The sequence below is a fragment of the Phycicoccus sp. DTK01 genome, assembly GCF_017312765.1.
Taxonomy (GTDB): Bacteria; Actinomycetota; Actinomycetes; order Actinomycetales; family Dermatophilaceae; genus Phycicoccus; species Phycicoccus jejuensis.
On sequence record NZ_BOPU01000012.1, the window covers coordinates 56408 to 80138 of the forward strand.

The following is a 23731-nucleotide window of genomic DNA, read 5'->3' on the forward strand; positions in this document are numbered from 1 at the left end:
GCCATCATCGGCCACCCGGGGCGCCCACGGCACCTCAGGTGAGCCTCACCGTGCCCGGTGTCAGAAGCCCCCGCCGGACCCGGCCTGGTTGCCGGTCGGGTGGATCTGGGCCTCGGCGACCGACGCCGGGCCGATGGCGTCGCCGTCGTCCTCGCCGCGCCAGTCCTGCGTCGTCGCCGTGGCGGTGACCTCGTGCCGCTGAATCTCGCCGCGGGCGATCTCCTCGGCGAAGTGGCACGCGACCCGGTGCGAGGCGGGAACGCCGTCGACCTCGACGACCCGTAGCTGCGGGCGCTCGTCGTCGCAGCGCGTCTCCTGCCGCCACGGGCAGCGGGTGTGGAAGCGGCAGCCCGACGGCGGGCGCGACGGGGAGGGGAGGTCGCCGACGAGGAGGATCTGCTCGCGCGCGTCCTCGGCCGCCGGGTCGGGCAGCGGCACGGCCGAGAGCAGCGCCCGCGTGTACGGGTGCAGCGGCTGCGCGTAGAGGTCGTCGGCCGACGCCTCCTCGACGAGCCCGCCGAGGTACATGACGCCGATCCGGTCGCTGATGTGCCGGACGACCGCGAGGTCGTGGGCGACGACGAGGTAGGTGAGGTCGAACTCGTCCTGGAGCTCCTCGAGCAGGTTGATGACCTGCGCCTGCACCGACACGTCGAGCGCAGAGACCGGCTCGTCGGCGACGATGAGCTTCGGCTCGACCGCGAGGGCGCGGGCGATGCCGATGCGCTGGCGCTGGCCGCCCGAGAACTCGTGCGGGTACTTCTTGAGGGCCGCCGCGGGCAGGCCGACGGCCGCGAGCAGCTCGCGCAGCCGCTTCGCCGTGGCCTTGGCGTCGGTCGCGAGGCCGTGCGCCTTCATCCCCTCGACGAGGAGCGACTCGACCGACTGCCGGGGGTCGAGGCTGCTCATCGGGTCCTGGAAGACCATCTGGAAGTCCTTGCGCCGCCGGCGCAGTGCGGCGCCCTTGAGCGAGGCGACGTCGGTGCCGTCGACGAGGACGCTGCCCTCGGTCGGCGGCTCGAGGTTGAGGATCGCCTTGCCGAGGGTCGACTTGCCGCAGCCGGACTCGCCGACGAGGCCGTAGGTCTCGCCCTTGCGGATCTGCAGGTCGACCCCGTCGACCGCGTAGACGTGGCCGATCACCTTGTCGAGGATGACGCCGCGCTTGATGGGGAAGTGCACCTTGACCCCGCGGGCGTCGACGAGCAGCTCGCGCTCGTCGGCGGGCGTCTCGGCGGGCGTGGGCTCGGCGGTGGCGGTCATCGGGGTCCTCCGACGGGGTTGAAGCAGCGCAGCGCGCGGCTGCCGGACTCCTCGAGCTCCGGCGTCCGCTGGGTGCAGACGTCGACCGGCTGCGAGCAGCGGGGGGCGAAGGCGCAGGCGCTCGTCCACGGCAGGTTGTCCGACACCGAGCCGGGGATGGGCGTCAGCGGGGCGCGCTCGGCGTCGAGCCGGGGGATCGACGCGAGCAGGCCGTTCGTGTAGGGGTGGCGCGGCTGCCCGAAGAGCTCGTGCCGGCCGCCGCGCTCGACGATCCGGCCGCCGTAGAGGACGTTGACCTCGTCGCAGAGCCCCGCGACGACCCCGAGGTCGTGCGTGATCATGACCAGGGCCGTCCCGGTCTCCTGGACCAGCTCCTTGAGCAGGCTGAGGATCTGCGCCTGGATCGTCACGTCGAGCGCGGTCGTCGGCTCGTCGGCGATGAGCAGCCGCGGCGCGCAGGCCAGGGCCATCGCGATGAGCGCGCGCTGGCGCATCCCGCCCGACATCTGGTGCGGGTAGTCCTTGAGCCGGCGGTCGGGGTCGGGGATGCCGACGCGCTTGAGGAGGTCGCGGGCCAGGGGCGTCGCCGCCTTGCGCGACATCTTGCGGTGGCGCTCGAGGACCTCGGTGACCTGCAGGCCCACGGGCACCACCGGGTTCAGCGACGAGAGCGGGTCCTGGAAGATCATCGCGATGTCGCGACCGCGCCGGTCACGCATCTCGGAGGAGCCGAGGCGCAGCAGGTCGGTGCCGTCGAAGGTCGCGGTGCCCTCGACCCGGTTGCCGCGCCGGGGGAGCAGCCCCATGATCGCGAGCGAGGTGACGGACTTGCCGCAGCCGGACTCGCCGACGAGGCCGACGGTCTGGCCGGGCCGGACGTCGAACGAGACTCCGTCGACGGCGGTGAAGGGCTCCTCGCCCTGCCGCGTGAACGTGACCCTCAGGTCGCGGACGGACAGCAGCGGCTCGTCGCCGTGACGGTTCGTGGACGGGGTGGTCGCCGTGGCGGTCATCGGCGGGTCACCTCCTGCTCTTGGGGTCGAGGGCCTCGCGCAGCGACTCGCCCATGAGGGTGAAGCCGAGGGCGACGACGATGATGCACAGCGCCGGGTACACGGCGAGGTGCGGGTAGTCGTAGATGTAGGTCTGGGCCTTGCCGAGCATCTGGCCCCACTCGGGCTGGCGGTCGTTGGGGTTGCCGAGCCCGAGGAAGCTCAGGGCGGCGGCGTCGATGATCGACGTCGCGAGCACGAGCGTCGACTGGACGATGACCGGGCCGAGCGCGTTGGGCAGCATGTGCCGGAAGACGACGGCCCGCTCGGTGACACCGAGGGCACGGGCGGCGAGCACGTGGTCGCTGTGCCGCTGTGCGAGCATCGACCCGCGCAGCAGGCGCGCGAAGATCGGCACCTGGACGGCCGCCACGGCGATGATGACGGTCAGCTGGCTCGGGCGGGCGGCCAGCGCGGCGATGGAGAAGGCGAGCAGCAGCGAGGGGATCGAGAGCAGGACGTCGACGATGCGCATGACGAGCGCGTCGACCCACCCCCCGAACGCGCCCGCGAGGATGCCGAGGACCATCCCGCCGGCGAGTCCGAACAGCGTCGCGAAGACCCCGACGATGAGCGTCTGCTGGCTGCCGACGATGAGGCGGGAGAGCAGGTCGCGGCCGGCGTCGTCGGCGCCGAGCGGGAACCCGGGCTGGGGGCCCGGCACGGGGTTGGACTGGGGGCGCACCTGGTCGATGAGGTAGCCGACCGCGGGGTCGTGCGGGGCGATGACGCGCGACACGAGGGCGAGGACGACGAAGAGGAGCGTGATGCCCGCACCGATGAGGAAGACCGGGTTGCGGCGCAGGCGCTTCCACGCGCTGGCGATGAGCGAGACGCCGGGCTTCTCGTCGACCGTCCCGGCCTCGCGGACGAGGGTGGCCGTGCCGCCCGAGGTGGCGGCGAGGTCGTCGATGCGGTCCTTGCGGCGGTTCATGGGGTTGGTGGGGCTCATCGGGTCCTCACCCTCGGGTCGATGACGGCGTACGCGATGTCGACGAGCAGGTTGATGATGACGTAGATCGCGGCGGCCGCGAGGATGAGGACCTCGAGGACCGGGTAGTCGCGCCGCTGGAAGGCCACCGCCAGCGCGTTCCCGATGCCGCCGAAGTTGAAGACCTGCTCGGTGAGCACCGCTCCGGCGAGCAGGCCGCCGGTCTGGAGGCCGATCGTCGTGACGACGGGCAGCAGGGCGTTGCGCAGGACGTGCCGGCCCCGGATGACGCGGGCGTTGAGGCCCTTGGACTCGGCGGTGCGCACGTAGTCCTCACCGAGCACGTCGAGGACCGAGGCGCGGGTGATGCGGTAGATGACCGCGAAGGGGATCGTCGCGAGGGCCACCGACGGCAGGACCAGGTGCTTGAGGGCGCTCGCCGAGCAGTCGAACTCCCGGGTCAGCAGGCCGTCCAGGACGAAGAAGTTCGTCACGCGGGTGCAGCCGATGTTGTCCTGGCGACCCGAGACCGGGAACCAGTTGTGCTCGACCGAGAGCTGGTACTTGAGGAGGAAGGCGAGGAAGAAGACCGGGACGGCGACACCGACGAGCGAGACGATGACCAGCCCGCTGTCGAGCGGCGAGTTGGCGCGCCGGGCGGAGACGTAGCCGAGCGGGATCGCGAGGACGACGGCGATGAGCAGGGCGAGGAAGCTCAGCTCGATGGTGGCCGGCAGCCGGTCGAGGAAGATCGTCATGGCGTCGGTCCCGGGCAGGACGCCGGTCGAGACGCCGAACTCGCCCCGGAGGGCGCGGGTGAGGAACTTCCAGTACTGGACCCAGATCGGCTCGTCGAGGCCGAGCGCCTTGGTCAGCGCGGCCCGGGTCTCGGGCGTGGCCCGCTCGCCGAGGATCGCGGAGACCGTGCCTCCGGGCAGGGATCGCAGCCAGAAGAACAGGAGCAGCGAGAGCACGAAGACCACCCCCACCATCTGGAGGAGTCGTCTGATGATGAAACGCGCCAACGTGAGGCTCCTGGTGTTCCCGGTGGACGACGGTGGCCGCCCCGAACGGCTGTGTTCGGGGCGGCCACCGACCCTATACGGACGTGCTCGCGGGGTGGGGACCCCGCGCGGTCACTTGCCTGCGGTGACGGTGTCGAACGTCTCCGCCGTCAGCGGGCTGGCCACGAGGCCCTGGACCTTGCCGCTCGTGACGAGCGCCGGCGGGGAGTGGCTGACGGGGATGCCCGGCAGGTACTCCTCGGCGATGCGCTTGTTGATGTCCTGGTAGGCGGCGTCGCGCTCACCCTCGTCGACGATGGCGTCGGCCTTCTTGAGGTCCTCGGAGAGCGTCTTGCCCCACGGCATCACGCTCGTGTGGAAGTCGTTGCTCTTGAGGTTGCTGAAGAAGGTGCCGAGGAAGTTGTCCGCGGCGTTGTAGTCGCCGGTCCAGCCGAGCAGCCACATGTCGTACGCGCCGTTGGCCGACACGTCGTCGAGGTAGCCACCGTTCCACGGCTTGCTCACCTGCTCGACCTTGATGCCGACGGCCTCGAGGTCCTTGGTGAACGCGGCGTGGATCTTCTGGGGGTCCGGCATGTACGGCCGCGAGACCTCGGTCGGGAAGGCGAACTTGAGGGTCATGCCCTCGGCGCCGGCCTCGGCGAGGAGCGACTTGGCCTTCTCCGGGTCGTACGCGTACGGCTGGAGCTGGGTGTTGTAGCCGGAGACGGTGTCGGGCATGAACTGCGAGGCCACCTTGGCGCCCTCGGGCAGCTGGGTCTTGACCATCTGGTCCCGGTTGAGGGCGTAGGCGATGGCCTGGCGCACCTTGAGGTCCTTGAGCTTCGGGTTCCGCTCCGGGTTCAGGCCCAGGTAGAGGATGTTGAAGGCGGGGCGGACCTCGACCTTGTTGCCGGCGTCCTCCAGACCCTTCCAGTCGACCGGGTTGGGCAGGTCGTAGCCGTCGATCGAGCCGGCCTGCAGCTCCTGGCGGCGGGTGCTCTCGTCGGGGATGATCTTGAAGACGAGGGTCTTGGTCTTCGGCTGCTCGCCGTAGTAGTTCTCGTTGGCGACGAGGGTGACGGTCTTGTTCGCCTCGTCGTACTTCGAGAGCTTGTACGGGCCGATGCCGACCGGGGCCTTCGAGTAGGCGGGGTAGGTGAAGCCCTCGCCCTGCGCCTGGACGTTGTTGGCGTCCCCGTCCTTGAGCGCCTTCGGCGACTGCATCGAGAAGGAGTCGAGCGACAGGATCGTCGGGAAGCTCGAGGTGGTGCGGGTGACGTCGATGACCGCGGTGTTCTCGTCCGGCGCCTCGCACGACTTGTAGAGCGAGCCCGACGGGTCGTCGCTGAACGAGCCGAAGAAGTAGCCCCAGTACTCGGCCGCCGTCTGGCCGGCGCCCTTCTGCTCGAACATGCGCTGCATGTTGTCGCAGACCGCCTGGCCGTTGAACGGCTCGCCGTCGGAGAACTTCACGCCCTGGCGCAGCTTGAAGGTCCAGGACAGGCCGTCCTCGGACGGGGTCCAGCTCTCGGCCAGCTCGGGCTGGATGTCGGCGGTGCCGGGCTTGATGCCGAGCAGGCCCGAGTGGATCTGGCGGGTGATGCGGAAGGTCTCGCCGTCGGTCGCGTAGAGCGGGTCGAAGACGTCGGGGGCTCCCGCCGCGCCGAACGTGAAGGTGTCCTTCACGTTCGTGGCACCGGATGCGCCCGTCCCTCCGTCGGAGTCCCGCTCGGACTGGGCGCACGCCGTCATGCTCAGGGCGGCGGCCGTCAGGAGCACGAGGGGCGCCGTGCGCTTGCGTGTCATCAGTGTGAACCTCGCTTGGGTGTGCGATCGCTCGGACCGCCCGGGTCGGGCGGACGAGGTCCCGCGCGGGCACCGGTCGCCCGGCCCCTCGCGGTTGCACGGACCCTAGCCAGCAAATTGCGCGGGGGGAACGGCCCGACGCGAGTGGTTACCCAAGTGAGACCGAATCCGCGGCGCAGACCTTTCGGCGCGTCCCCGCTGCCGCGCCACTACGCCGATTCGGTCGCTGGCGCAAGACCTGAGAGACTGGTGGGCATGTCTGCCTCCCGCCGCGACGACCTCCGTAACGTCGCCATCGTCGCGCACGTCGACCACGGAAAGACCACGCTCGTCGACAAGATGCTGTGGCAGTCCGGAGCCTTCGGCGAGCACCAGCACGTCGACGAGCGCGCCATGGACAGCGGTGACCTCGAGCGCGAGAAGGGCATCACCATCCTCGCGAAGAACACCGCCGTCCGGTACGCCGGCCCGGCCGCGGTCGACGCCGGGATCACCGACGGCATGACGATCAACATCATCGACACCCCGGGCCACGCCGACTTCGGTGGCGAGGTCGAGCGCGGCCTGTCGATGGTCGACGGCGTCGTCCTGCTCGTCGACGCCTCCGAGGGCCCGCTGCCCCAGACCCGGTTCGTCCTGCGCAAGGCCCTCGCCGCGCAGATGCCCGTCGTCCTGTGCATCAACAAGGTCGACCGCCCCGACGCCCGCATCGCCGAGGTCGTCGACGAGGTCTACGAGCTCTTCATGGACCTCCTCGTCGACGCCGAGCACCACCAGGACCAGCTCGACTTCCCGGTCGTCTACGCCTCGGCCAAGGCCGGCCGCGCCTCGCTGACCCGCCCGGCCGACGGCGGCCTGCCCGAGGACGAGGACCTCGAGGCGCTGTTCCGGACGATCATCGAGACGATCCCGGCGCCCTCCTACGACGACGAGGCCCCGCTCCAGGCGCACGTCACCAACCTCGACGCCTCGAACTTCCTCGGCCGCCTCGCCCTCCTGCGCGTGCACAACGGCACGATCCGCAAGGGCCAGCAGGTCGCCTGGTGCCGCCGCGACGGCTCGACCGTCCCGGTGAAGATCACCGAGCTGCTCATGACCGAGGCGCTCGAGCGCCGCTCCGCGGAGTCCGCCGGCCCGGGCGACATCATCGCCGTCGCCGGCATCCCCGAGATCACCATCGGCGAGACCCTCGCCGACCTCGACGACCCGCGGCCGCTGCCGCTCATCACGGTCGACGAGCCGGCCATCTCGATGACGATCGGTATCAACACCAGCCCGATGGCCGGCCGCGTCAAGGGCGCCAAGGTCACCGCGCGCCTGGTCAAGGACCGCCTCGACCGCGAGCTCATCGGCAACGTCTCGATGCGCGTCCTGCCGACCGAGCGCCCCGACGCCTGGGAGGTCCAGGGCCGTGGCGAGCTCGCGCTGGCCATCCTCGTCGAGCAGATGCGCCGCGAGGGCTACGAGCTGACCGTCGGCAAGCCGGTGGTCGTCACCCGCGAGGTCGACGGCAAGGTGCAGGAGCCGGTCGAGCGCCTGACCATCGACACCCCCGAGGAGTACCTCGGCTCCATCACCCAGCTGCTCGCCGTCCGCAAGGGCCGGATGGAGCAGATGACCAACCACGGCACCGGCTGGGTCCGGATGGAGTACCTCGTCCCCTCGCGCGGCCTCATCGGCTTCCGGACGCAGTTCCTCACCGACACCCGCGGCACCGGCATCGCCAACCACGTCTTCGAGGGCTACGAGCCCTGGCTCGGCGAGATCACGACCCGCATCAGCGGTTCGCTCGTCTCGGACCGCTCGGGGCCCGCGACCGCCTACGCGATGATGAACCTCCAGGAGCGCGGGACGCTCTTCATCCCGCCGACCACCGAGGTGTACGAGGGCATGATCGTCGGCGAGAACTCGCGCGCCGACGACATGGACGTCAACATCACCAAGGAGAAGAAGCTCACCAACGTGCGCTCCGCCGGTGCCGACGTCCTCGAGCGGCTCGCGCCGCCGCGCGCCCTCTCGCTCGAGCAGTCCCTCGAGTTCTGCCGCGAGGACGAGTGCGTCGAGGTGACCCCCGAGGCGATCCGCATCCGGAAGGTGGAGCTCGACCAGACCCTGCGCGCCCGCGCCGCGGCCCGCGCCAGGAGGAGCTGACCGCAGGGCATGACGAGCAGGAGCGACCGCAGTCCCGAGCAGGCCGCCGTCTCGCGCAGCGCGCGGCGGCGGGCGAGCCGGCGCCGTCCGACGCGCCTCGTCGTGGGGCTGGCCCTCATCGTCGTCGCGGTGCTCGTCGGGGCGGGGGTGGTCGTGGCGCGCCAGCGCGGCGGCGGCACCGGCTCCGACACGCTGCCGAGCTCGGCGGTCGGGGACCGCGTCGACACCCGCGGGGGCACGCTCAGCGCGCTCGCCCTGGGTCCGGTGCCCTCGTGGGACCCGCAGCGGATCGCGTCGCGGGCCGACATGGCCTTCGCCGGGCGGGTGTTCGCGCGGACCCTCACGGCCTACGCCCCGAGCACCGACCCGCAGCAGCAGTCGCGGCTCGTCGGTGACCTCGCGACCGACACCGGCACCGCGAGCGAGGACCTCAAGACCTGGTCCTTCACCCTGCGCGAGGGCCTGCGGTGGCAGGACGGCAGCGAGCTGACCTGCGCGGACGTCGCCTACGGCATCTCGCGGACCTTCGCCACCGACGAGGTGACGGGCGGCCCGACCGACGCGCTGGCCGTGCTCGCCATCCCGCGCGAGGCCGACGGGTCGAGCACCTACACCGGTCCGTACGGCTCCGGCGAGAAGGCGAAGGCCGCGCAGGCCGTCTTCGACAAGGCCGTGACGTGCGACGACCGCCAGATCACGTTCAGCCTGAGCACCCCGGTCGGTGACTTCGCCGAGATGCTCTCGCAGCCCGCGTTCGGCCCGGTCAAGAAGTCCGCCGACCGTCGGGCCGACGGCACCTACGACGTGTTCAGCAGCGGCCCGTACATGCTGCGGGGCGCGTGGGAGCCCGGCCGCGGCGGCCTCTTCGTGCGCAACCCGCACTGGGACGCCGCGAGCGACCCCGTGCGCAAGGCCTACCCGGACCAGATCCGCTACCAGGAGGGCCTGGACGCGGAGGCGATCGCGCAGCAGGTGAGCGCCGACAACGCCGCCGGCCGGGCCGCCGTGGCCCTCGCGTCCGTGCCGCCCGCCATCCAGCAGCAGGTCACCGCCGTGCAGAGCCTCGGTGACCGGTCGGTCAACCCGCTGACCGGCGTGGTCGACTACCTCGTGCCGAACGTCAAGAGCCCCGTCTTCGCGGACGAGAAGGTCCGGCTGGCGCTCGCCGCCGCGACCAACCGCGACGCGTACGTCACCGCGATCGGCGGCGCCACCGCGGCGCAGCCGTCGGTGTCGCTCCTGCCGAGCGCCCTGCCGTCGGCGCACGACGACGACCCGGTGGGGGCCGGGGTGCGCGGCGACGCCGCCCGGGCCAAGGCCCTGCTCGCCGAGGCGAAGGTCGAGGGCCCGGTGGAGTTCACCCTCGCCTACCGCTCCGACCCCACGGCCGACAAGGCCGTCGCGGCCCTCGTCGCGGGCTGGCGGCAGGCCGGCTTCGCGCCGACCGTCGAGCCGATCACCGAGGACTACTTCTCGACGATCGTCCAGAAGTCCGCCGCCGAGGACTACGACGTGTTCTGGTCCAACTGGGCACCCGCGTGGCCCTCGGGCTCGACGGTGCTCCCGCCGCTGTTCGACAGCACGATCAACATCACCGACGCAGGCCCCGGCCGCGACTACGGCTACTTCAGCGACGAGCGCCTCGACGAGCAGATGGCCAAGACCTCGACCGTCGCCGACCGGACGGCCCGCGAGCGGGGCTGGGCCGACGTCGACCGCCGGCTGCTCCAGCAGGGCGCCTACATCGGGCTCGCGGAGCGCCGCGCGCTGTACGTCGCGGGCAGCGACGTGCGCAACCTCTCGGCCAACACCGTGCTCGGCGGCGTCGTCGAGCTCGCCGACATCGCGGTCGTGCCGTGAGGGGCCTGCTCGACGGCCTCGACCTCGGGGGGAGGCCGGCGCGGATGCTCTTCGTCCACGCCCACCCGGACGACGAGACGCTGACGACCGGGGTCGCGCTGGCCCACCACGCGGGCCGGGGAGACGAGGTCCACGTCCTCACGTGCACGCTCGGCGAGGAGGGCGAGGTCATCCCGCCGGCGCTCGCGCACCTCGAGGGCGACGGCCCCGCGCTCGCCGCGCACCGCCGCGACGAGCTGCACCGGGCGATGGCCGTCCTCGGCGTCACGCACCACCTGCTCGAGGACGCCGACGGCGCCTTCCGCGACTCGGGGATGGCCGGCTCGGCCGCCGCGGCCCACCCGCGCGCCTGGGCCGGGGTGGCGCCCGAGGTCGCGGCCGCCGCGGTCGCCGCCGTCGTCGAGCGCCTCGACCCGGACGTCGTCGTCACCTACGACGCGGGGGGTGGCTACGGCCACCCCGACCACGTGCGCACCCATGCGGCGACCCGGCAGGCCCTGCGCACCACGGGGGCCGACCTGCCGCTGCTCGGCCGCCTCACCCCGCTGACCTGGGCGAGCGAGGACCACGCCTGGCTCGCCGCCCACGTTCCCGCGGGCGAGGGATGGGTCGTGCCGGACGCGACGAGCGAGTACGCGGGCGACGTCGTCCCGGACGAGGTCGTCACCCGGGCCGTGGTCGACACCTCCGTCGTGCCCGCCCAGGAGCAGGCCCTGCGGGCCCACGAGACCCAGGTCGTCGTCGGCCCGGGGTGGTACGCCCTGTCCAACCGCCACGTCTTCCGGCTCGCCGGCCGCGAGGGCTACGCGCGCCTCGACCTCGCGACGGGCCGCCCGGTGGGGGAGGCGTCGTGAGCACCCCCGACGAGGCCGTCTTCCGGCAGGCGATGGGCCGGATGGCCCAGGGCGTCAGCATCATCACGACGCGCCAGGGCGGTCACGACCACGCGATGACCGCCGACACCGTCACCTCGGTCTCGCTCGACCCGCTGCTCGTCCTCGTCTGCGTCGAGACCGAGAGCCGCTTCCACGACGCCGTCGTCGACGCCGGCGTCTGGGGTGTCAGCGTGCTCGGCGTCGACCAGCGGCCGCTGTCGGACTGGTTCGCCACCCGCGGCCGCCCCCTGCACGGCCAGCTCGACCGCGCGCCGCACCACCGCGGCCCGCAGACCGGCGTGCCGCTCGTCGACGGCGCCCTGACGACGCTGGAGTGCCGGACCACGGCCGTCCACCCCGCGGGGGACCACGTCATCGTCGTCGGCGAGGTGCTCGGCGTCGACATCCCCGACACCGTCGGGCCCGCCCTCGTCCACTACCGCGGCCGCTACGGGAGCCTCGCATGACCGACGACCTGCTCGGGCCGGACACCTGGGAGGAGCCGGCGTGGGAGGACCCCGCGCCCGGCCGCCGGCGCTGGCCCTACGTCGTCGGCGGGGCGATCGTGCTGCTCGCCGTCGTCTACGGCGCGACCGCGGCCTGGGCCGCGGACCGGGTCGCGCGTGGCACCACCGTCGCCGGCGTCGAGGTCGGCGGGCAGAGCGCGGCGCAGGCCCGCGCGACGCTCGCGCGCGCGCTCGGTGACGGCTCGGGCCGCCCGCTGACGCTCACGTCCCCGGCCGGCGAGGCGTCCGTCGACCCGGCCGACGCCGGGCTCGCCGTCGACGTCCCGGCCAGCGTCGACCCGCTCGTCGGCTTCAGCCTCGCCCCCGCCGACGTCTGGCGACAGGTCGCCGGCGGCGGGGAGCAGCCGGCCGCCGTCACCGTCGACGAGGCCGCGTTCGGCGAGGCGCTGGAGGGCGTGCGGGACGAGCTCGACGCGTCGGCGAAGGAGGGCAGCGTCTCCGTCGCCGGCGGCAAGGTGGCCTACGAGGAGCCGGTCGCCGGGGTCGAGACCGACGTCGCGCGGACGGCTGCCGCGGTGCGTCGCGCCTGGCCCGGCCGCGACACCGTCGCCGTCGTCGGCGACGTCCGGGCCCCGAAGGTGTCCGCGCAGGAGCTGCAGCGGGTCCGCGACGAGTTCGCGGAGGTGGCCGTGTCCGCGCCGGTCACCGTGCAGGTCGGCGGGTCCTCCTTCGAGCTGTCCGCGAAGCAGCTCGCCCCGGCGGCCGTGCTCACGCCGGCCGACGACGGCACGATCACGCCGCGCGCCGACGACGAGAAGCTGCGCGCGATCGTCCACGCGGCCGCGAAGAAGGCGAAGCTCGAGGTCGCCCCGAAGGACGCCGTCGTCACGTTCGCCGGCAACGACTGGCGCAAGCCGAAGGTCGCCCCGTCGGCCCCGGGCAGCGCGCTCGACGACGCCTCGATCAGCGCCGCGGTCTGGACGGCCTTCTCCACCCCGTCGAAGACCGCCACGGTGACGACCAAGGAGGTGCAGCCGGAGTTCACGACCGAGGTCGCGAAGAAGACGCTGCCCCGGGAGAAGGTCTCCAGCTTCACCACCTACTACGAGCCGGGTGCGGCGCGCGTCACCAACATCAAGAACGCCGCCCGCTACCTCGACGGCACCTACGTGCCCCCGGGCGAGCAGTTCAGCATGAACGGCGTCCTCGGCGAGCGGACCCCCGACAAGGGCTACGTCAAGGCGGGGATCATCCTCAACAACCGGCTCTCCGACAGCTACGGCGGCGGCATCTCGCAGGTCTCGACGACGATCTTCAACGCCTCGTTCTTCGCCGGCGTGCAGCTCGACGCGTGGCAGGCCCACTCGTTCTACATCTCGCGCTACCCCGAGGGCCGGGAGGCGACGATCTCGTGGCCCGACCTGCACAACAAGTTCACGAACACGCTCGACGGCGGCATCCTCATCGACGTCGTCGCGACGGACACCTCGGTCACCGTCACGTACTGGGGCACGAAGAAGTACGACGTCGAGGCGACCAAGAGTGCCCGCTACGACATCGTCCAGCCGAAGGTCGTCCGGGACGACAGCCCGACCTGCAAGCCGCAGGGGCCCGTCCCCGGCTTCAAGGTCGACATCGGCCGCATCTTCAAGCAGGGCGGCAAGGTCGTCCGGAAGGCCTCGTTCACGACCTCCTACGTGCCCGAGGACGACGTGACCTGTACCGCCTCCGGCCGCTGAGCCGATGCCGGTGTCGTCCCTTCGGACAGCTCCTCGTCGTGGGTGAGAGCGGTTCTGCGCCAGCCTTGTAGCGTTTCCGGCCGGGGACGACGAAGGGGCTGGACGTGGGTCGGGGACAGGTGCGTGGATGGGCCGCGCTCGCGGTGGTGGCGGCGCTCCTGCTGCCCCCGGCGACGGCGGTCGCCGCGCCGACGGCGGCGGGCAGCGGGGTCGCCGCGGCGGCCGTCGCGCGACCGGAGGCGGGCAGCTACCGGGCCGTCTTCCCCGCCCGCCTGGCCGACACCCGCACCACCGGCCAGAGGCTGCGCCCCGGTGGGCGGCTCGTCGTCCCGGTCGTCGGTCGCGGGGGGCTCCCCGCCGCCGGGGTGGGTGCGGTGCAGCTGCACGTCACCGCCGTCGGGGCCTCCGGCTCGAGCCACCTCACCGTCCACGCCTCCGGCACGACACCTCCTGCCGCGTCGTCCCTCAACTTCCCCCGCGCCCGCGCGGTCGCGAACACCGTCCTCGCGCGACCGGGGGCCGACGGCGCGGTCGTCGTCACCAGCGGCGGCGCGGCCGTCGACGTCGTCGTGGACCTCGTCGGGTGGTACGCCGCGAGCCCCCGGCCCACGACACCGGGCGTGCACGCCGTCGCGCCCGTGCGGGTCCTGGACACCCGCCGGACCGGGCGTCGGGTCTCGACGGTCCCGACGACGGTGCGGGTCACCACCGGCGCGGTGCCCGTCGGCGCCACCGCCGTCGTCGCCAACCTCACGTCGGTCTCGTCGAGCGCGAGCGGGCTGCCCCTGCTCTCGTGGGCGAACGGCAGCCCCCGCCCCTCCACGTCGAACGGCAACACGGTCCGCGACCAGGTCGTCGCCACCCAGGCGCTCGTCGGCGTCGGCCCGGACGGTCGTCTGGCCCTCGCCACGGGGGCCGGCTCCACGCACCTCGTCGTCGACGTCGTCGGCTACCTCGTCGGTCCCTCCGCGGCGGGCGGGCGGCTCCAGGCGCTGCGGCCGACGCGTCTCGTCGACACCCGCACGAGCGGCGCCCCGGTCGGCTCGGGCCGCCGGCTCGACCAGCAGGTCGCCGGGCGCGGGGGCGTCCCGGCCGGCGCCTCGGCGGCCCTGCTCACCGTCACCGCGGTGCCCGGCCGGGGCGCCGCGGGCACGCTCGTCCTCGTCGGGACCGGGGAGCGCACCCCCGCGACGTCCGACGTCAACGCGCGCGACGACGTCCCGGTCGCCCGGCAGGTGCTCGTGCCCCTCGGTGTCGACGGCGGGGTCTCCGTCGTCCGGTCCGGGGGCAGGGGGCACGTCGTCGTCGACCTCGTCGGCTACGTCGGCGCCGTCCCGGAGCCGACGGTCGCCGTCGCACCGGGCGCGGCCGTCCTCGCCGAGGGGCTGCGCGACGGCCCGCTCCGCGACGACGCCGAGTCGGTGCTGCGGACCTCGGTCCGGCACGGCCTGAGGACCTGGTGGCCGAAGACCGCTCCGTCGCTGCTCGCCCGGCCGATGGACGCCGCGGCGCAGGCCGACCGGACCGACGCCGTCCGACGCCTGTCCATGGAGGCGCTCGGGGTGTCGACGGCGCTCGCCGCCGACGTCTACGACGCGCAGGACGCGGGGATGTCGCGGGCGCAGGCGCTCGCCGTGGTCGACCGGGTCGTCGGCACCGTCGCCTGCCGACACCGGGCCACGCGCGTCGGTGGGTGGGGGCACTCCTGGCAGAGCACGATGTGGTCCTCGCTCGCGGCCCGGGCGGCGTGGCTGTCGTGGACCGGCCTGTCCGCACGGACCCGGGAGTGCGTGCGCGACATGGTGGTCTCGGAGGCCGACTTCGCGACGACGGCCGAGCCGTACGTCATGGTGTCGAGGTCCGGCGTGGTCCTGCGCCCGGGCAACTCCGGCTCCGAGGAGAGCTCGTGGTTCGCCCTCGCCCCGGCCGTCGCCCTGGCGATGCTCCCCACCGCCGAGCGCCGCGACGTCTGGCGGGCGGCCCAGGTGCGCCTGCTCGCGAACTCGTTCAGCCGCCGTGCCGACCTCTCGAGCACGGCCACGGTCGACGGGATCCCGCTGGGGTCGCTCCTCCTGGGCTGGAACGTCGAGGACGACGGGTCGGTCGTCAACCACGATCGCGTCGCCCCCGACTACGCGACCAACGCCTACCAGAACGTCGACGCCGTGCTCCTGGCCCGGCTGGCGGGGACCGACGCGCCCCAGGCGGCGTTCGTCGGGCTGCCCGCGGTGTACGCCGGGCTGGTCGACACCGAGTACGACGTGGCCGACGGGTACGCCGCGCCCGGAGGCAGCGTGTACCGCCCGCTGCCCCCCGCCGACGCCGGTGACGCCGGCGACGCCGCGACCCGGTCCGGGTACGGCGTCTACTACCCCCAGGGCTGCGACTGGGGGGAGGGGCAGGTGCTGCCCTTCGCGCTGCTCGACACCCAGGCGGCGGCGTTCGGCTTCGCCGACGGGCCGCGCGGCGCCGGGGCCCGGGCGTCCGCGGCCCACCACCTGTCCCTCGCGGTGCAGATGCAGGCCCGTGCGGCAGACGGCCGGATGTACGTCGACCCCCGCGAGTACACCTACGTCGGCCGCGAGGAGCACACCGCGCAGCTCGCCGCGCAGCTCGTCCTCACCCTGGCCCTTTCGCCGCTCTCCGCCGCCGACGACGACGGCGACGGCGTGCGCGTGGCGCCGGACGCGACGTCCACCGCCCCGCTGGACGCGCCACCGCCGGCGGGTGACGAGTCCCTGCTCATCGACCCGCGGGCGTCCTCGGACGGGTGAGCGTCGTGTACTCGTGGTGCACGACGAACCCCGCCCTCCGGTAGAGCTCCTGCGCGGCCGCGTTGTCGGTGTCGGTCTGCAGGTGCAGGGACCGCACACCCCGGTCGGCCGCCGCGCCGGCGAGCCGGCGCAGCAGCGCGGAGGCGACGCCCCGCCGGCGGGCCCGCGGCTCCACGAACATCGCGGCGATGCCGCCCCACGTCGACGCCACACCCAGGCGCCCGACGCCGAGGACGCCCTCGGCGTCCTCGGCCGACGCGAACACCTGCTCCGGCGACCCGGTGAGCACGGCGCGTGCCGGTCCCTCGGGCGCCTCGCGGTAGCCGCGGTAGGCGTCGAACCAGCGGTCATCGAGCGTGGTCGAGGTCGTGACCCGCAGCCCTCCGTGGGCCGGCTCCGGCACGGCGGCCAGCACCTCGTCGACGGCGGCGGTGAGGGCGCTCGTGGCGACCCGGGGGACGTAGCCGCGCGCGACGAGCAGGGCTCCGAGCGGGTCGGCGTCCGGTCGGGCGCCGACCGGCCCGGCGAGCGTCAGCATCGACGGCAGCCCTCGCTGGCCGTACCAGGCCTCGACGAGCTCGACGGCCCGCTCGAGCGTCGTGCCCGGGTCGCCCACCGTGAGAGCGGAGTTGGCGCGGTGCGTGAAGCCCGACGTCGCACGCAGCAGCCAGTCGCCGAGGTGCTCGCTCTCGGCCGCCGGCCACGCGCCGACCATGACGCGCTCCAGGTCGTCGACCGAGAGGGCGAGGTGGGGTGCGCCGCGCCGGGACGGGCGCGGCGGCAGCTCCTTGACGACCGTCACCGACGGCCGGGGGACGGCGACCTCGCCGCGGCGGGTGCGGACGAGCAGGTGGTCGGCGTCGGCCACGAGGAGGTCGCCGACGACGTCGGTCAGCGTCGCCCCCGAGAACGGGTCGGGCGCCGGGAGCCGGTGCCGGACGACGACGCGTGTCCCGACGGGCGGGACGTCGGCGGAGTGCGGCGGCGGGCCGCCCTCCGGGGTGCTCATGGCGTGAATAGTATGGGCGGCATGACGTACGTGATCGCGCAGCCCTGTGTGGACCTGAAGGACAAGGCCTGCATCGAGGAGTGCCCCGTCGACTGCATCTACGAGGGCGAGCGCAGCCTCTACATCCACCCCGACGAGTGCGTCGACTGCGGTGCGTGCGAGCCGGTCTGCCCGGTCGAGGCGATCTACTACGAGGACGACGTCCCCGAGCAGTGGGCCGACTACTACAAGGCCAACGTCGAGTTCTTCGACGACCTCGGCAGCCCCGGCGGTGCGGCCAAGCTCGGCGTCATCGCCAAGGACCACCCGATCATCGCCGACCTGCCCCCGCAGGAGCACGACGAGTGACGGGGTGCTGACCCTTCCCGACTTCCCCTGGGACTCGCTCGCTCCGGCCAAGGAGCGGGCGAGCGCCTTTTCCGACCCCGACCTCGGGCCGGACGCGGGGCACGGGCTCGTCGACCTGTCGGTCGGCACCCCCGTCGACCCGACCCCCGGGCTCGTGCAGCGCGCGCTCGCCGACGCTGCGGACGCCCCGGGCTACCCGCAGACCTACGGCACGCCGGACCTGCGCGAGGCCGTGGCCGCCTGGTTCGCGGCGCGGCGCGGCGTGCCGGGGCTCGACCCCGCCGGTGTCCTGCCCACGGTCGGCTCCAAGGAGCTCGTCGCCTGGCTGCCGACCCTCCTCGGGCTGGGGGAGGGCGACGTCGTCGGCTTCCCGCGCGTCGCCTATCCGACCTACGACGTCGGCGCCCGGCTGGCCCGCGCAGTGCCGATGGCGGTCGATGCGCTGACCGCCCTCGGTCCGCTCACCCCCGCCACCACGCCGCGGCTGCTGTGGCTCAACACCCCCGGCAACCCGACGGGCAAGGTCCTCGGCGTCGAGCACCTGCGCAAGGTCGTCGACTGGGCCCGCGAGCACGGCGTGCTCGTCGCCTCCGACGAGTGCTACGCCGAGCTGGACTGGCGTCCGCGAGAGGCGGGTTCGACCGAACCGCCCACCACGCCCTCGATCCTCGACCCGCGCGTCTGCGGCGGTTCGCACGAGGGGCTGCTCGCCGTCTACTCGCTCTCCAAGCAGTCCAACCTCGCCGGCTACCGGGCGGCCTTCGTCGCGGGCGACCCCGCCGTCGTGCGGCAGCTCCTCGAGGTGCGCAAGCACGCCGGGATGATCGTCCCCTGGCCCGTGCAGCGGGCCCTCGTGGCGGCCCTGTCCGACGCCGGCCACGTCGAGGAGCAGAAGGCGCGCTACGCCGCCCGGCGCGCGGTGCTGCAGCCGGCCGTCGAGGCCTTCGGGCTGCGCGTCGACGACTCCGAGGCCGGCCTCTACCTCTGGGCCACCGCGGGCGAGGGCTCGCGGACCACCCTCGACCGCCTCGCCGACCGGGGCGTGCTCGTGGCCCCCGGGGACTTCTACGGGCCCGCCGGTCGCGAGCACGTGCGCATCGCGCTCACCGCGACCGACGAGCGCATCGAGGCCGCCGCCCGTCGTCTGGCCCGACCCGAGCGTTGAATCTCACGTCGCCCCCGTTTTTTCCACCGGTGACCGGCGGGTAGGGTCGAAAGGACGCCCAACGCCCATCGACCCCAAGGATCGCGACATGACCGACGGAGCAACCCTCCACGCCGCGGGCACGCAGCTCGACCTCCCCCTCGTCCCCGCGACGGAGGGCAACAGCGGCTACGACATCTCGAAGCTGCTCAAGGAGACGGGGAACGTCACCCTCGACGCAGGGTTCACGAACACCGCCAGCTGCTCCAGCGCCATCACCTACATCGACGGCGACGCCGGCATCCTCCGCTACCGCGGATACCCGATCGAGGAGCTCGCGAAGAGCTCGACGTTCCTCGAGACCTCGTACCTGCTCATCTACGGCAACCTGCCGACCCCGACCGAGCTCACCGACTTCGAGGACCGCATCCGCGAGCACACGATGCTCCACGAGGACCTCAAGGGGTTCTTCCGCGGCTTCCCGCGCGACGCGCACCCGATGCCCGTCCTGTCCTCCGCCGTCTCGGCGCTGTCGACCTTCTACCAGGACAGCCTCGACCCGTTCGACGAGGACCAGGTCGAGATCTCGACGATCCGCCTCCTCGCCAAGCTGCCGACCATCGCGGCTTACGCGTACAAGAAGTCGATCGGCCAGCCGTTCCTGTACCCGGACAACGACCTCAGCCTCGTCGAGAACTTCCTCCGGATGACCTTCGGCGTCCCGGCGACCCAGTACGACCTCGACCCCGAGATCGTCAAGGCCGTCGAGCTCCTCCTCGTCCTGCACGCCGACCACGAGCAGAACTGCTCGACCTCGACCGTGCGCCTCGTCGGCTCCTCCCACGCGAACCTCTTCGCGTCGGTCTCGGCGGGCATCAACGCCCTGTTCGGCCCGCTGCACGGCGGCGCGAACCAGGCGGTCCTCGAGATGCTCGAGCGCATCGACGGCGCCGAGTACACCGCCGAGGAGTTCATGAAGAAGGTGAAGAACAAGGAGGACGGCGTCCGCCTCATGGGCTTCGGGCACCGGGTCTACAAGAACTACGACCCGCGCGCGGCCATCATCAAGGACACCGCCCACAGCATCCTCGCGAAGACCGGCGGCAACGACCGGCTCCTCGACATCGCGATGCGCCTCGAGGAGATCGCGCTGGCCGACGACTACTTCGTCGAGCGCAAGCTCTACCCGAACGTCGACTTCTACACCGGCCTCATCTACAAGTCGATGGGCTTCCCGACGCGGATGTTCACCGTCCTGTTCGCCCTCGGCCGCCTCCCGGGCTGGATCGCCCAGTGGCGCGAGATGATCGCCGACCCGGCGCTGAAGATCGGCCGCCCGCGGCAGGTCTACATCGGCGAGGGCGAGCGCTCCTACGTGCCGCTCGACCAGCGCTGACCGACCGCGCCCGCCGACGGCCCGGCGCCCCACGGGGTGCCGGGCCGTCGCGCGTCCGGGGTGAGCCGTCAGGCGGCGAGGCGGATGACGACCTCGCGGTCGCCGACGCCGCCCCCGTCGGTCCACGTGAACGCCGAGTCGTCCATCGAGCGGTCCCAGTGCAGGCCGTGGGTGCTCACCTGGGTGGCGCCGGTGTCGGTGGCGCGGGCGACGGCCCACGAGGCGACCGCCCAGGCCTCCTGCGAGGAGCCGGTGCTCACCCGCACCGTCCCGTCGCGCCGGGTGGCGGTCAGGCCGAAGTCCTTCTTCACGAGGGCGACGAGCGCGTCGGGGTCGCCGGCCGACTCGGGGGCCTTGAGCGCGCAGCCGATGCCGCGTGGCGTCTGGCCGGAGAGCACCGACGCCGTCGTGCGCGCCTTGTCCTCGTGCTGGGCGTAGGCCGACCCGGCGGCCGAGCGCTGCACCTCCTGGGCCGCGACGGCGATCTCCATCGAGGTGTAGCCCTTGACCTTCTCGAGCGCGTCGTAGAACTTGTTCGTCGAGTACTCGGGGTCGAGGATCTGCTCCGCCGAGCCCCAGCCCTGCGAGGGCCGCTGCTGGAACAGGCCGAGGGAGTCCCGGTCGCCGTAGCGCACGTTGCGCACCTTCGACTCCTGCATCGCCGTCGCGAGGGCGATGGAGGCGGCCCGCGGCGGCAGCCCCCGCTTGACCGCGATCGCGGTGATGGCGGCCGCGTTGCTCGCCTGGTCCGGGGCCCACTCGTGGGTGGTGCCGGCGGCGGTGACGCGGCACTGCTCGCCGGACACCGCGTGGAGGAGGCGCTGCACGCCGCCCCAGCCGACGACACCGAGCCCGACGACGAGGGCGAGCACGAGCACGGCCGCGACCCGGCGGCCGCGGCGGGCGGGCCGTCGCTGCTCGGCGAGGGTCACGGAGCCCTTGCGGGTGCGCGGCATCGGGGACGGTCCTCCGGGGTACGGGTCGGGCGGTGGAGCGGGTGGTCGGTCAGTCGTTGGCGTGCAGGGCCGAGTTGAGGACGATGCCGTGCCCGTCGCGCGGGCGGGCCTCGACGGTGCCCGTCACCGAGTTGCGCAGGAAGAGCAGGTTGGACTGCCCGGACAGCTCGCGGGCCTTGGTGACCGTGCCGTCCGGCAGCGTCACCTTGGTGCCGGCGGTCAGGTAGAGCCCGGCCTCCACGACGCAGTCGTCACCGAGGGCGATCCCGAGCCCGGCCTCGGCTCCGAGCAGGCAACGCCTGCCGATGCTCACGCGTTCCGTGCCGCCGCCGGAGAGGGTCCCCATCGTCGAGGCGCCGCCGCCGATGTCCGAGCCGTCGCCGACGACGACGCCCTGGCTGATCCGGCCCTCGACCATCGAGGACCCGAGCGTGCCGGCGTTGAAGTTGACGAAGCCCTCGTGCATGACGGTGGTGCCGCTCGCGAGGTGGGCGCCGAGGCGGACCCGGTCGGCGTCGCCGATGCGGACGCCGGTGGGCAGGACGTAGTCGACCATCCGCGGGAACTTGTCGACGGCGAGGACCTGGACCGGGCCGCGGGCCTGCATCCGGGCGCGGACGGTCTCGAAGCCCTCGACGGCGCAGGGCCCCTGGGTGGTCCACACGACGTTGGGGAGCACCCCGAAGAGCCCGTCCAGGTTGAGAGAGTTGGGCTCGGCGAGGCGGTGGGAGAGCAGGTGCAGGCGCAGGTAGGCGTCCTCCGTCGACGCCGGCGCGGCGTCGAGGTCGACCCGGACGGTCACCGTCTCGCGGGCCACGCCGCGCACGTCGTCGGCGACCGCGAGGGCCCGCAGCTCCTCGGGGGCCTCGGCGCCGTCGGGCTCGCCGAGGGCGGGGGCGGGGAACCAGGCGTCGAGGACGGTGCCCTCGGCCGTGCGGGTCAGGAGGCCGTGGCCCCAGGCGGTGCGCGTCATGGTCTCCAGCCTACGGGGGCGGCCCGGGCGCCCCGGACGACCCCGCCGAGCGCTCACTAGGGTGTCGGCATGACCGGTCCCACGCCCGTCCTCGACCTCTCCCTCGACGTCACGAGCCTCACCGCGCAGGTGTGCGACGTCCCGTCGGTCAGCCTCGACGAGGCGGCCCTCGCGGACGCCGTCGAGGCCGCCGTCCGCGCCGTCGGCCGCCTCGAGGTCACCCGCCTCGGCAACACGGTCGTCGCACGCACCGACCTCGGTCGAGCCGAGCGCGTCGTCCTCGCCGGCCACCTCGACACCGTCCCCCTGACGAGCGACCCGGCCAACCTGCCGACCCGCCGCGTCCCCGGCGCCGACGGCGAGGTCCTGTGGGGCCGCGGCACGGTCGACATGAAGGGAGGGGTGGCGGTGATGCTCCGCGTCCTCCACGAGGTCGCCGAGCCGAACCGCGACATCACGTACGTCTTCTACGAGGGAGAGGAGATCGACAGCGAGTTCAACGGGCTGCTCCACGTCGAGCAGCAGGCGCCGCACCTCGTCGAGGACGCCGACTTCGCCGTGCTCCTCGAGCCGACCGACGGCCGCGTCGAGGGCGGCTGCAAGGGCACGCTGCGGGCCGAGGTGTCGACCAAGGGGATCGCGGCGCACTCGGCGCGCCCGTGGAAGGGCCACAACGCCATCCACGACGCCGCCGAGGTGCTGGCCCGGCTCGTCGCCTACCGGCCGCGGACGGTCGAGGTCGACGGGCTCGAGTTCGCCGAGGCGCTCAACGCCGTCAAGGTCGAGGGCGGCATCGCCGGCAACGTCATCCCCGACCGCTGCGTCGTCACCGTCAACTACCGCTACGCGCCCTCGCTGTCGCCGGAGGAGGCCGAGGCGCACGTCCGGGAGGTCTTCGACGGCTTCGAGGTGAGCGTCGGCGACAACGCCGGCGGCGCGCGTCCCGGCCTGCACCTGCCCGCGGCGAAGGCGTTCGTCGAGGCCCTCGACCTGCCGGTCCTCGCCAAGCAGGGCTGGACCGACGTCGCCCGCTTCTCGGCGATGGGCGTGCCGGCCGTCAACTTCGGCCCGGGCGACCCCAACCTCGCCCACATGGACGACGAGCAGTGCCCGGTGGCGCAGTACGACGCCTGCGAGGCCGCCCTCCTGCGCTGGCTGCGCGGGTCGGACGGGTGAGCCACCTAGGCTGACGCCGTGGAGACCCCCGAGCAGCCGCAGGAGCGCGACTACCACCAGGGCCCGGTCGTCATGCGCCGGTCCAAGGTGCCGCGCTCGACCACCGACCAGCGCCTCCTCGACAGCCGCGGCTCCGCGGAGTGGGTCCACTCCGACCCGTGGCGCGTCATGCGGGTGACGTCGGAGTTCGTCACCGGCTTCGGGGCGCTCGCCGAGCTCGGCCCGGCGGTCAGCGTCTTCGGCTCGGCCCGCACCCGCCCCGACAGCCCCGAGTACGCGCTCGGCGAGCGGGTCGGCCGGGCTCTTGTCGAGGCCGGCTACGCCGTCATCACCGGGGGCGGTCCCGGCGCGATGGAGGCGGCGAACAAGGGTGCGCTCGAGGCCGACGGCACCTCGGTCGGGCTGGGCATCGAGCTCCCCTTCGAGGCCGGCCTCAACCCCTACGTCGACCTCGGCGTCAACTTCCGCTACTTCTTCGCCCGCAAGACGATGTTCGTCAAGTACGCGTGCGGCTTCGTCGTCCTGCCCGGCGGCTTCGGCACCCTCGACGAGCTCTTCGAGGCGGTGACCCTCGTGCAGACGCAGAAGGTCACGAGCTTCCCGATCGTCCTGCTCGGCACCGACTACTGGGGCGGCCTGCTCGACTGGCTGCGCGGGACCGCCGTGGCGGCCGGCACGATCAGCGAGAAGGACCTCGCGCTGCTCATCGTCACCGACGACCCCGACGAGGCCGTGCGCGTCGTCGTCGAGGCCGACCGGGCGGTCGCCGAGCAGCGGGCCGCGACGGCCCGGCCCGAGTGACAC

General features: G+C 73.2%; 19 protein-coding genes. 11 read left to right on the plus strand and 8 right to left on the minus strand.

The window, feature by feature from the left end; genetic code table 11:
• Positions 1 to 60: 60 nt before the first annotated feature.
• The 5 genes from J3473_RS18065 to J3473_RS18085 all read right to left on the minus strand — a co-directional run bounded on the left by J3473_RS18065 (position 61) and on the right by J3473_RS18085 (position 6059).
• Positions 61 to 1263 carry an ABC transporter ATP-binding protein gene (locus J3473_RS18065; RefSeq protein WP_207025209.1) on the minus strand — a complete coding sequence of 401 codons (1203 nt, stop codon included), beginning with the start codon at positions 1261 to 1263 and terminating at the stop codon, positions 61 to 63.
• Complete coding sequence (locus J3473_RS18070) at positions 1260 to 2276, minus strand: ABC transporter ATP-binding protein (protein ID WP_207025210.1); 1017 nt, start codon at positions 2274 to 2276, stop codon at positions 1260 to 1262. The genes J3473_RS18065 and J3473_RS18070 overlap by 4 nt, the downstream gene beginning before the upstream one ends.
• 7 nt (positions 2277 to 2283) lie before the next feature.
• Positions 2284 to 3267, minus strand: coding sequence for an ABC transporter permease (locus J3473_RS18075; protein ID WP_030529531.1), 984 nt, complete (start codon positions 3265 to 3267; stop codon positions 2284 to 2286).
• Positions 3264 to 4271, minus strand: a complete 1008-nt coding sequence (locus tag J3473_RS18080) for an ABC transporter permease (RefSeq protein ID WP_207025211.1) — start codon at positions 4269 to 4271, stop codon at positions 3264 to 3266. Before J3473_RS18080 ends, J3473_RS18075 begins: the two co-directional genes overlap by 4 nt.
• A gap of 111 nt (positions 4272 to 4382) precedes the next feature.
• Entirely contained in the window at positions 4383 to 6059 is a 1677-nt protein-coding gene (locus tag J3473_RS18085) for an ABC transporter substrate-binding protein (RefSeq protein ID WP_207025212.1), read from the minus strand.
• A gap of 255 nt (positions 6060 to 6314) precedes the next feature.
• Here J3473_RS18085 and typA point away from each other — a divergent pair, with 255 nt between their 5' ends.
• From typA to J3473_RS18115, 6 genes are all read left to right on the plus strand, one after another.
• Positions 6315 to 8210 (plus strand): translational GTPase TypA, encoded by a 1896-nt coding sequence (gene typA, locus J3473_RS18090; RefSeq protein WP_207025213.1) that lies wholly within the window; start codon positions 6315 to 6317, stop codon positions 8208 to 8210.
• A gap of 9 nt (positions 8211 to 8219) precedes the next feature.
• On the plus strand, positions 8220 to 10070 hold the full coding sequence (locus J3473_RS18095; protein WP_207025214.1) for an ABC transporter substrate-binding protein: 1851 nt from the start codon (positions 8220 to 8222) through the stop codon (positions 10068 to 10070).
• Positions 10067 to 10924 carry a PIG-L family deacetylase gene (locus tag J3473_RS18100; RefSeq protein WP_242525953.1) on the plus strand — a complete coding sequence of 286 codons (858 nt, stop codon included), beginning with the start codon at positions 10067 to 10069 and terminating at the stop codon, positions 10922 to 10924. Before J3473_RS18095 ends, J3473_RS18100 begins: the two co-directional genes overlap by 4 nt.
• Entirely contained in the window at positions 10921 to 11412 is a 492-nt protein-coding gene (locus J3473_RS18105; RefSeq protein ID WP_030529537.1) for a flavin reductase family protein, read from the plus strand. The genes J3473_RS18100 and J3473_RS18105 overlap by 4 nt, the downstream gene beginning before the upstream one ends.
• The gene (locus tag J3473_RS18110) at positions 11409 to 13151 is read left to right on the plus strand and encodes a VanW family protein (RefSeq protein WP_207025215.1); all 1743 of its coding nucleotides are present in this window, start codon (positions 11409 to 11411) and stop codon (positions 13149 to 13151) included. The genes J3473_RS18105 and J3473_RS18110 overlap by 4 nt, the downstream gene beginning before the upstream one ends.
• A 104-nt stretch (positions 13152 to 13255) precedes the next feature.
• Positions 13256 to 15925, plus strand: coding sequence for a hypothetical protein (locus J3473_RS18115; protein ID WP_207025216.1), 2670 nt, complete (start codon positions 13256 to 13258; stop codon positions 15923 to 15925).
• Here J3473_RS18115 and J3473_RS18120 read toward each other — a convergent pair.
• Positions 15894 to 16934, minus strand: coding sequence for an N-acetyltransferase (locus J3473_RS18120; protein WP_207025217.1), 1041 nt, complete (start codon positions 16932 to 16934; stop codon positions 15894 to 15896). The genes J3473_RS18115 and J3473_RS18120 overlap by 32 nt on opposite strands.
• Positions 16935 to 16955: 21 nt before the next feature.
• Between J3473_RS18120 and fdxA the strand changes: the two genes are divergently transcribed.
• From fdxA to J3473_RS18135, 3 genes are all read left to right on the plus strand, one after another.
• Positions 16956 to 17282, plus strand: coding sequence for a ferredoxin (gene fdxA / locus J3473_RS18125; RefSeq protein WP_030529541.1), 327 nt, complete (start codon positions 16956 to 16958; stop codon positions 17280 to 17282).
• Between the two features lie 4 nt (positions 17283 to 17286).
• Positions 17287 to 18447 carry a succinyldiaminopimelate transaminase gene (gene dapC / locus J3473_RS18130; RefSeq protein WP_207025218.1) on the plus strand — a complete coding sequence of 387 codons (1161 nt, stop codon included), beginning with the start codon at positions 17287 to 17289 and terminating at the stop codon, positions 18445 to 18447.
• Between the two features lie 88 nt (positions 18448 to 18535).
• The gene (locus J3473_RS18135) at positions 18536 to 19822 is read left to right on the plus strand and encodes a citrate synthase (RefSeq protein ID WP_207025219.1); all 1287 of its coding nucleotides are present in this window, start codon (positions 18536 to 18538) and stop codon (positions 19820 to 19822) included.
• Positions 19823 to 19890: 68 nt separating this feature from the next.
• On the opposite strand, the gene J3473_RS18140 is transcribed toward J3473_RS18135, so the two are convergent.
• Complete coding sequence (locus tag J3473_RS18140; protein WP_207025220.1) at positions 19891 to 20778, minus strand: hypothetical protein; 888 nt, start codon at positions 20776 to 20778, stop codon at positions 19891 to 19893.
• Between the two features lie 49 nt (positions 20779 to 20827).
• Entirely contained in the window at positions 20828 to 21751 is a 924-nt protein-coding gene (gene dapD / locus J3473_RS18145) for a 2,3,4,5-tetrahydropyridine-2,6-dicarboxylate N-succinyltransferase (RefSeq protein WP_207025221.1), read from the minus strand.
• A gap of 69 nt (positions 21752 to 21820) precedes the next feature.
• Here dapD and dapE point away from each other — a divergent pair, with 69 nt between their 5' ends.
• Together dapE and J3473_RS18155 are read left to right on the plus strand one after the other, a co-directional pair.
• On the plus strand, positions 21821 to 22927 hold the full coding sequence (gene dapE, locus J3473_RS18150) for a succinyl-diaminopimelate desuccinylase (RefSeq protein ID WP_207025222.1): 1107 nt from the start codon (positions 21821 to 21823) through the stop codon (positions 22925 to 22927).
• A 72-nt stretch (positions 22928 to 22999) separates the two neighbouring features.
• Positions 23000 to 23728 (plus strand): TIGR00730 family Rossman fold protein, encoded by a 729-nt coding sequence (locus J3473_RS18155; RefSeq protein WP_051750728.1) that lies wholly within the window; start codon positions 23000 to 23002, stop codon positions 23726 to 23728.
• Positions 23729 to 23731: the final 3 nt, after the last annotated feature.

Bases quoted from the DNA above. Each gene is read 5' to 3' on its own strand.
- J3473_RS18135 (WP_207025219.1), top strand. From the start codon at position 18,536: ATGACCGACGGAGCAACCCTCCACGCCGCGGGCACGCAGCTCGACCTC.
- J3473_RS18110 (WP_207025215.1), top strand. From the start codon at position 11,409: ATGACCGACGACCTGCTCGGGCCGGACACCTGGGAGGAGCCGGCGTGG.
- J3473_RS18075 (WP_030529531.1), bottom strand. From the start codon at position 3,267: ATGAGCCCCACCAACCCCATGAACCGCCGCAAGGACCGCATCGACGAC.
- J3473_RS18070 (WP_207025210.1), bottom strand. From the start codon at position 2,276: ATGACCGCCACGGCGACCACCCCGTCCACGAACCGTCACGGCGACGAG.
- J3473_RS18085 (WP_207025212.1), bottom strand. From the start codon at position 6,059: ATGACACGCAAGCGCACGGCGCCCCTCGTGCTCCTGACGGCCGCCGCC.
- fdxA (WP_030529541.1), top strand. From the start codon at position 16,956: ATGACGTACGTGATCGCGCAGCCCTGTGTGGACCTGAAGGACAAGGCC.
- J3473_RS18065 (WP_207025209.1), bottom strand. From the start codon at position 1,263: ATGACCGCCACCGCCGAGCCCACGCCCGCCGAGACGCCCGCCGACGAG.
- J3473_RS18120 (WP_207025217.1), bottom strand. From the start codon at position 16,934: ATGAGCACCCCGGAGGGCGGCCCGCCGCCGCACTCCGCCGACGTCCCG.
- typA (WP_207025213.1), top strand. From the start codon at position 6,315: ATGTCTGCCTCCCGCCGCGACGACCTCCGTAACGTCGCCATCGTCGCG.
- dapD (WP_207025221.1), bottom strand. From the start codon at position 21,751: ATGACGCGCACCGCCTGGGGCCACGGCCTCCTGACCCGCACGGCCGAG.
- J3473_RS18140 (WP_207025220.1), bottom strand. From the start codon at position 20,778: ATGCCGCGCACCCGCAAGGGCTCCGTGACCCTCGCCGAGCAGCGACGG.
- dapE (WP_207025222.1), top strand. From the start codon at position 21,821: ATGACCGGTCCCACGCCCGTCCTCGACCTCTCCCTCGACGTCACGAGC.
- J3473_RS18095 (WP_207025214.1), top strand. From the start codon at position 8,220: ATGACGAGCAGGAGCGACCGCAGTCCCGAGCAGGCCGCCGTCTCGCGC.
- J3473_RS18155 (WP_051750728.1), top strand. From the start codon at position 23,000: ATGCGCCGGTCCAAGGTGCCGCGCTCGACCACCGACCAGCGCCTCCTC.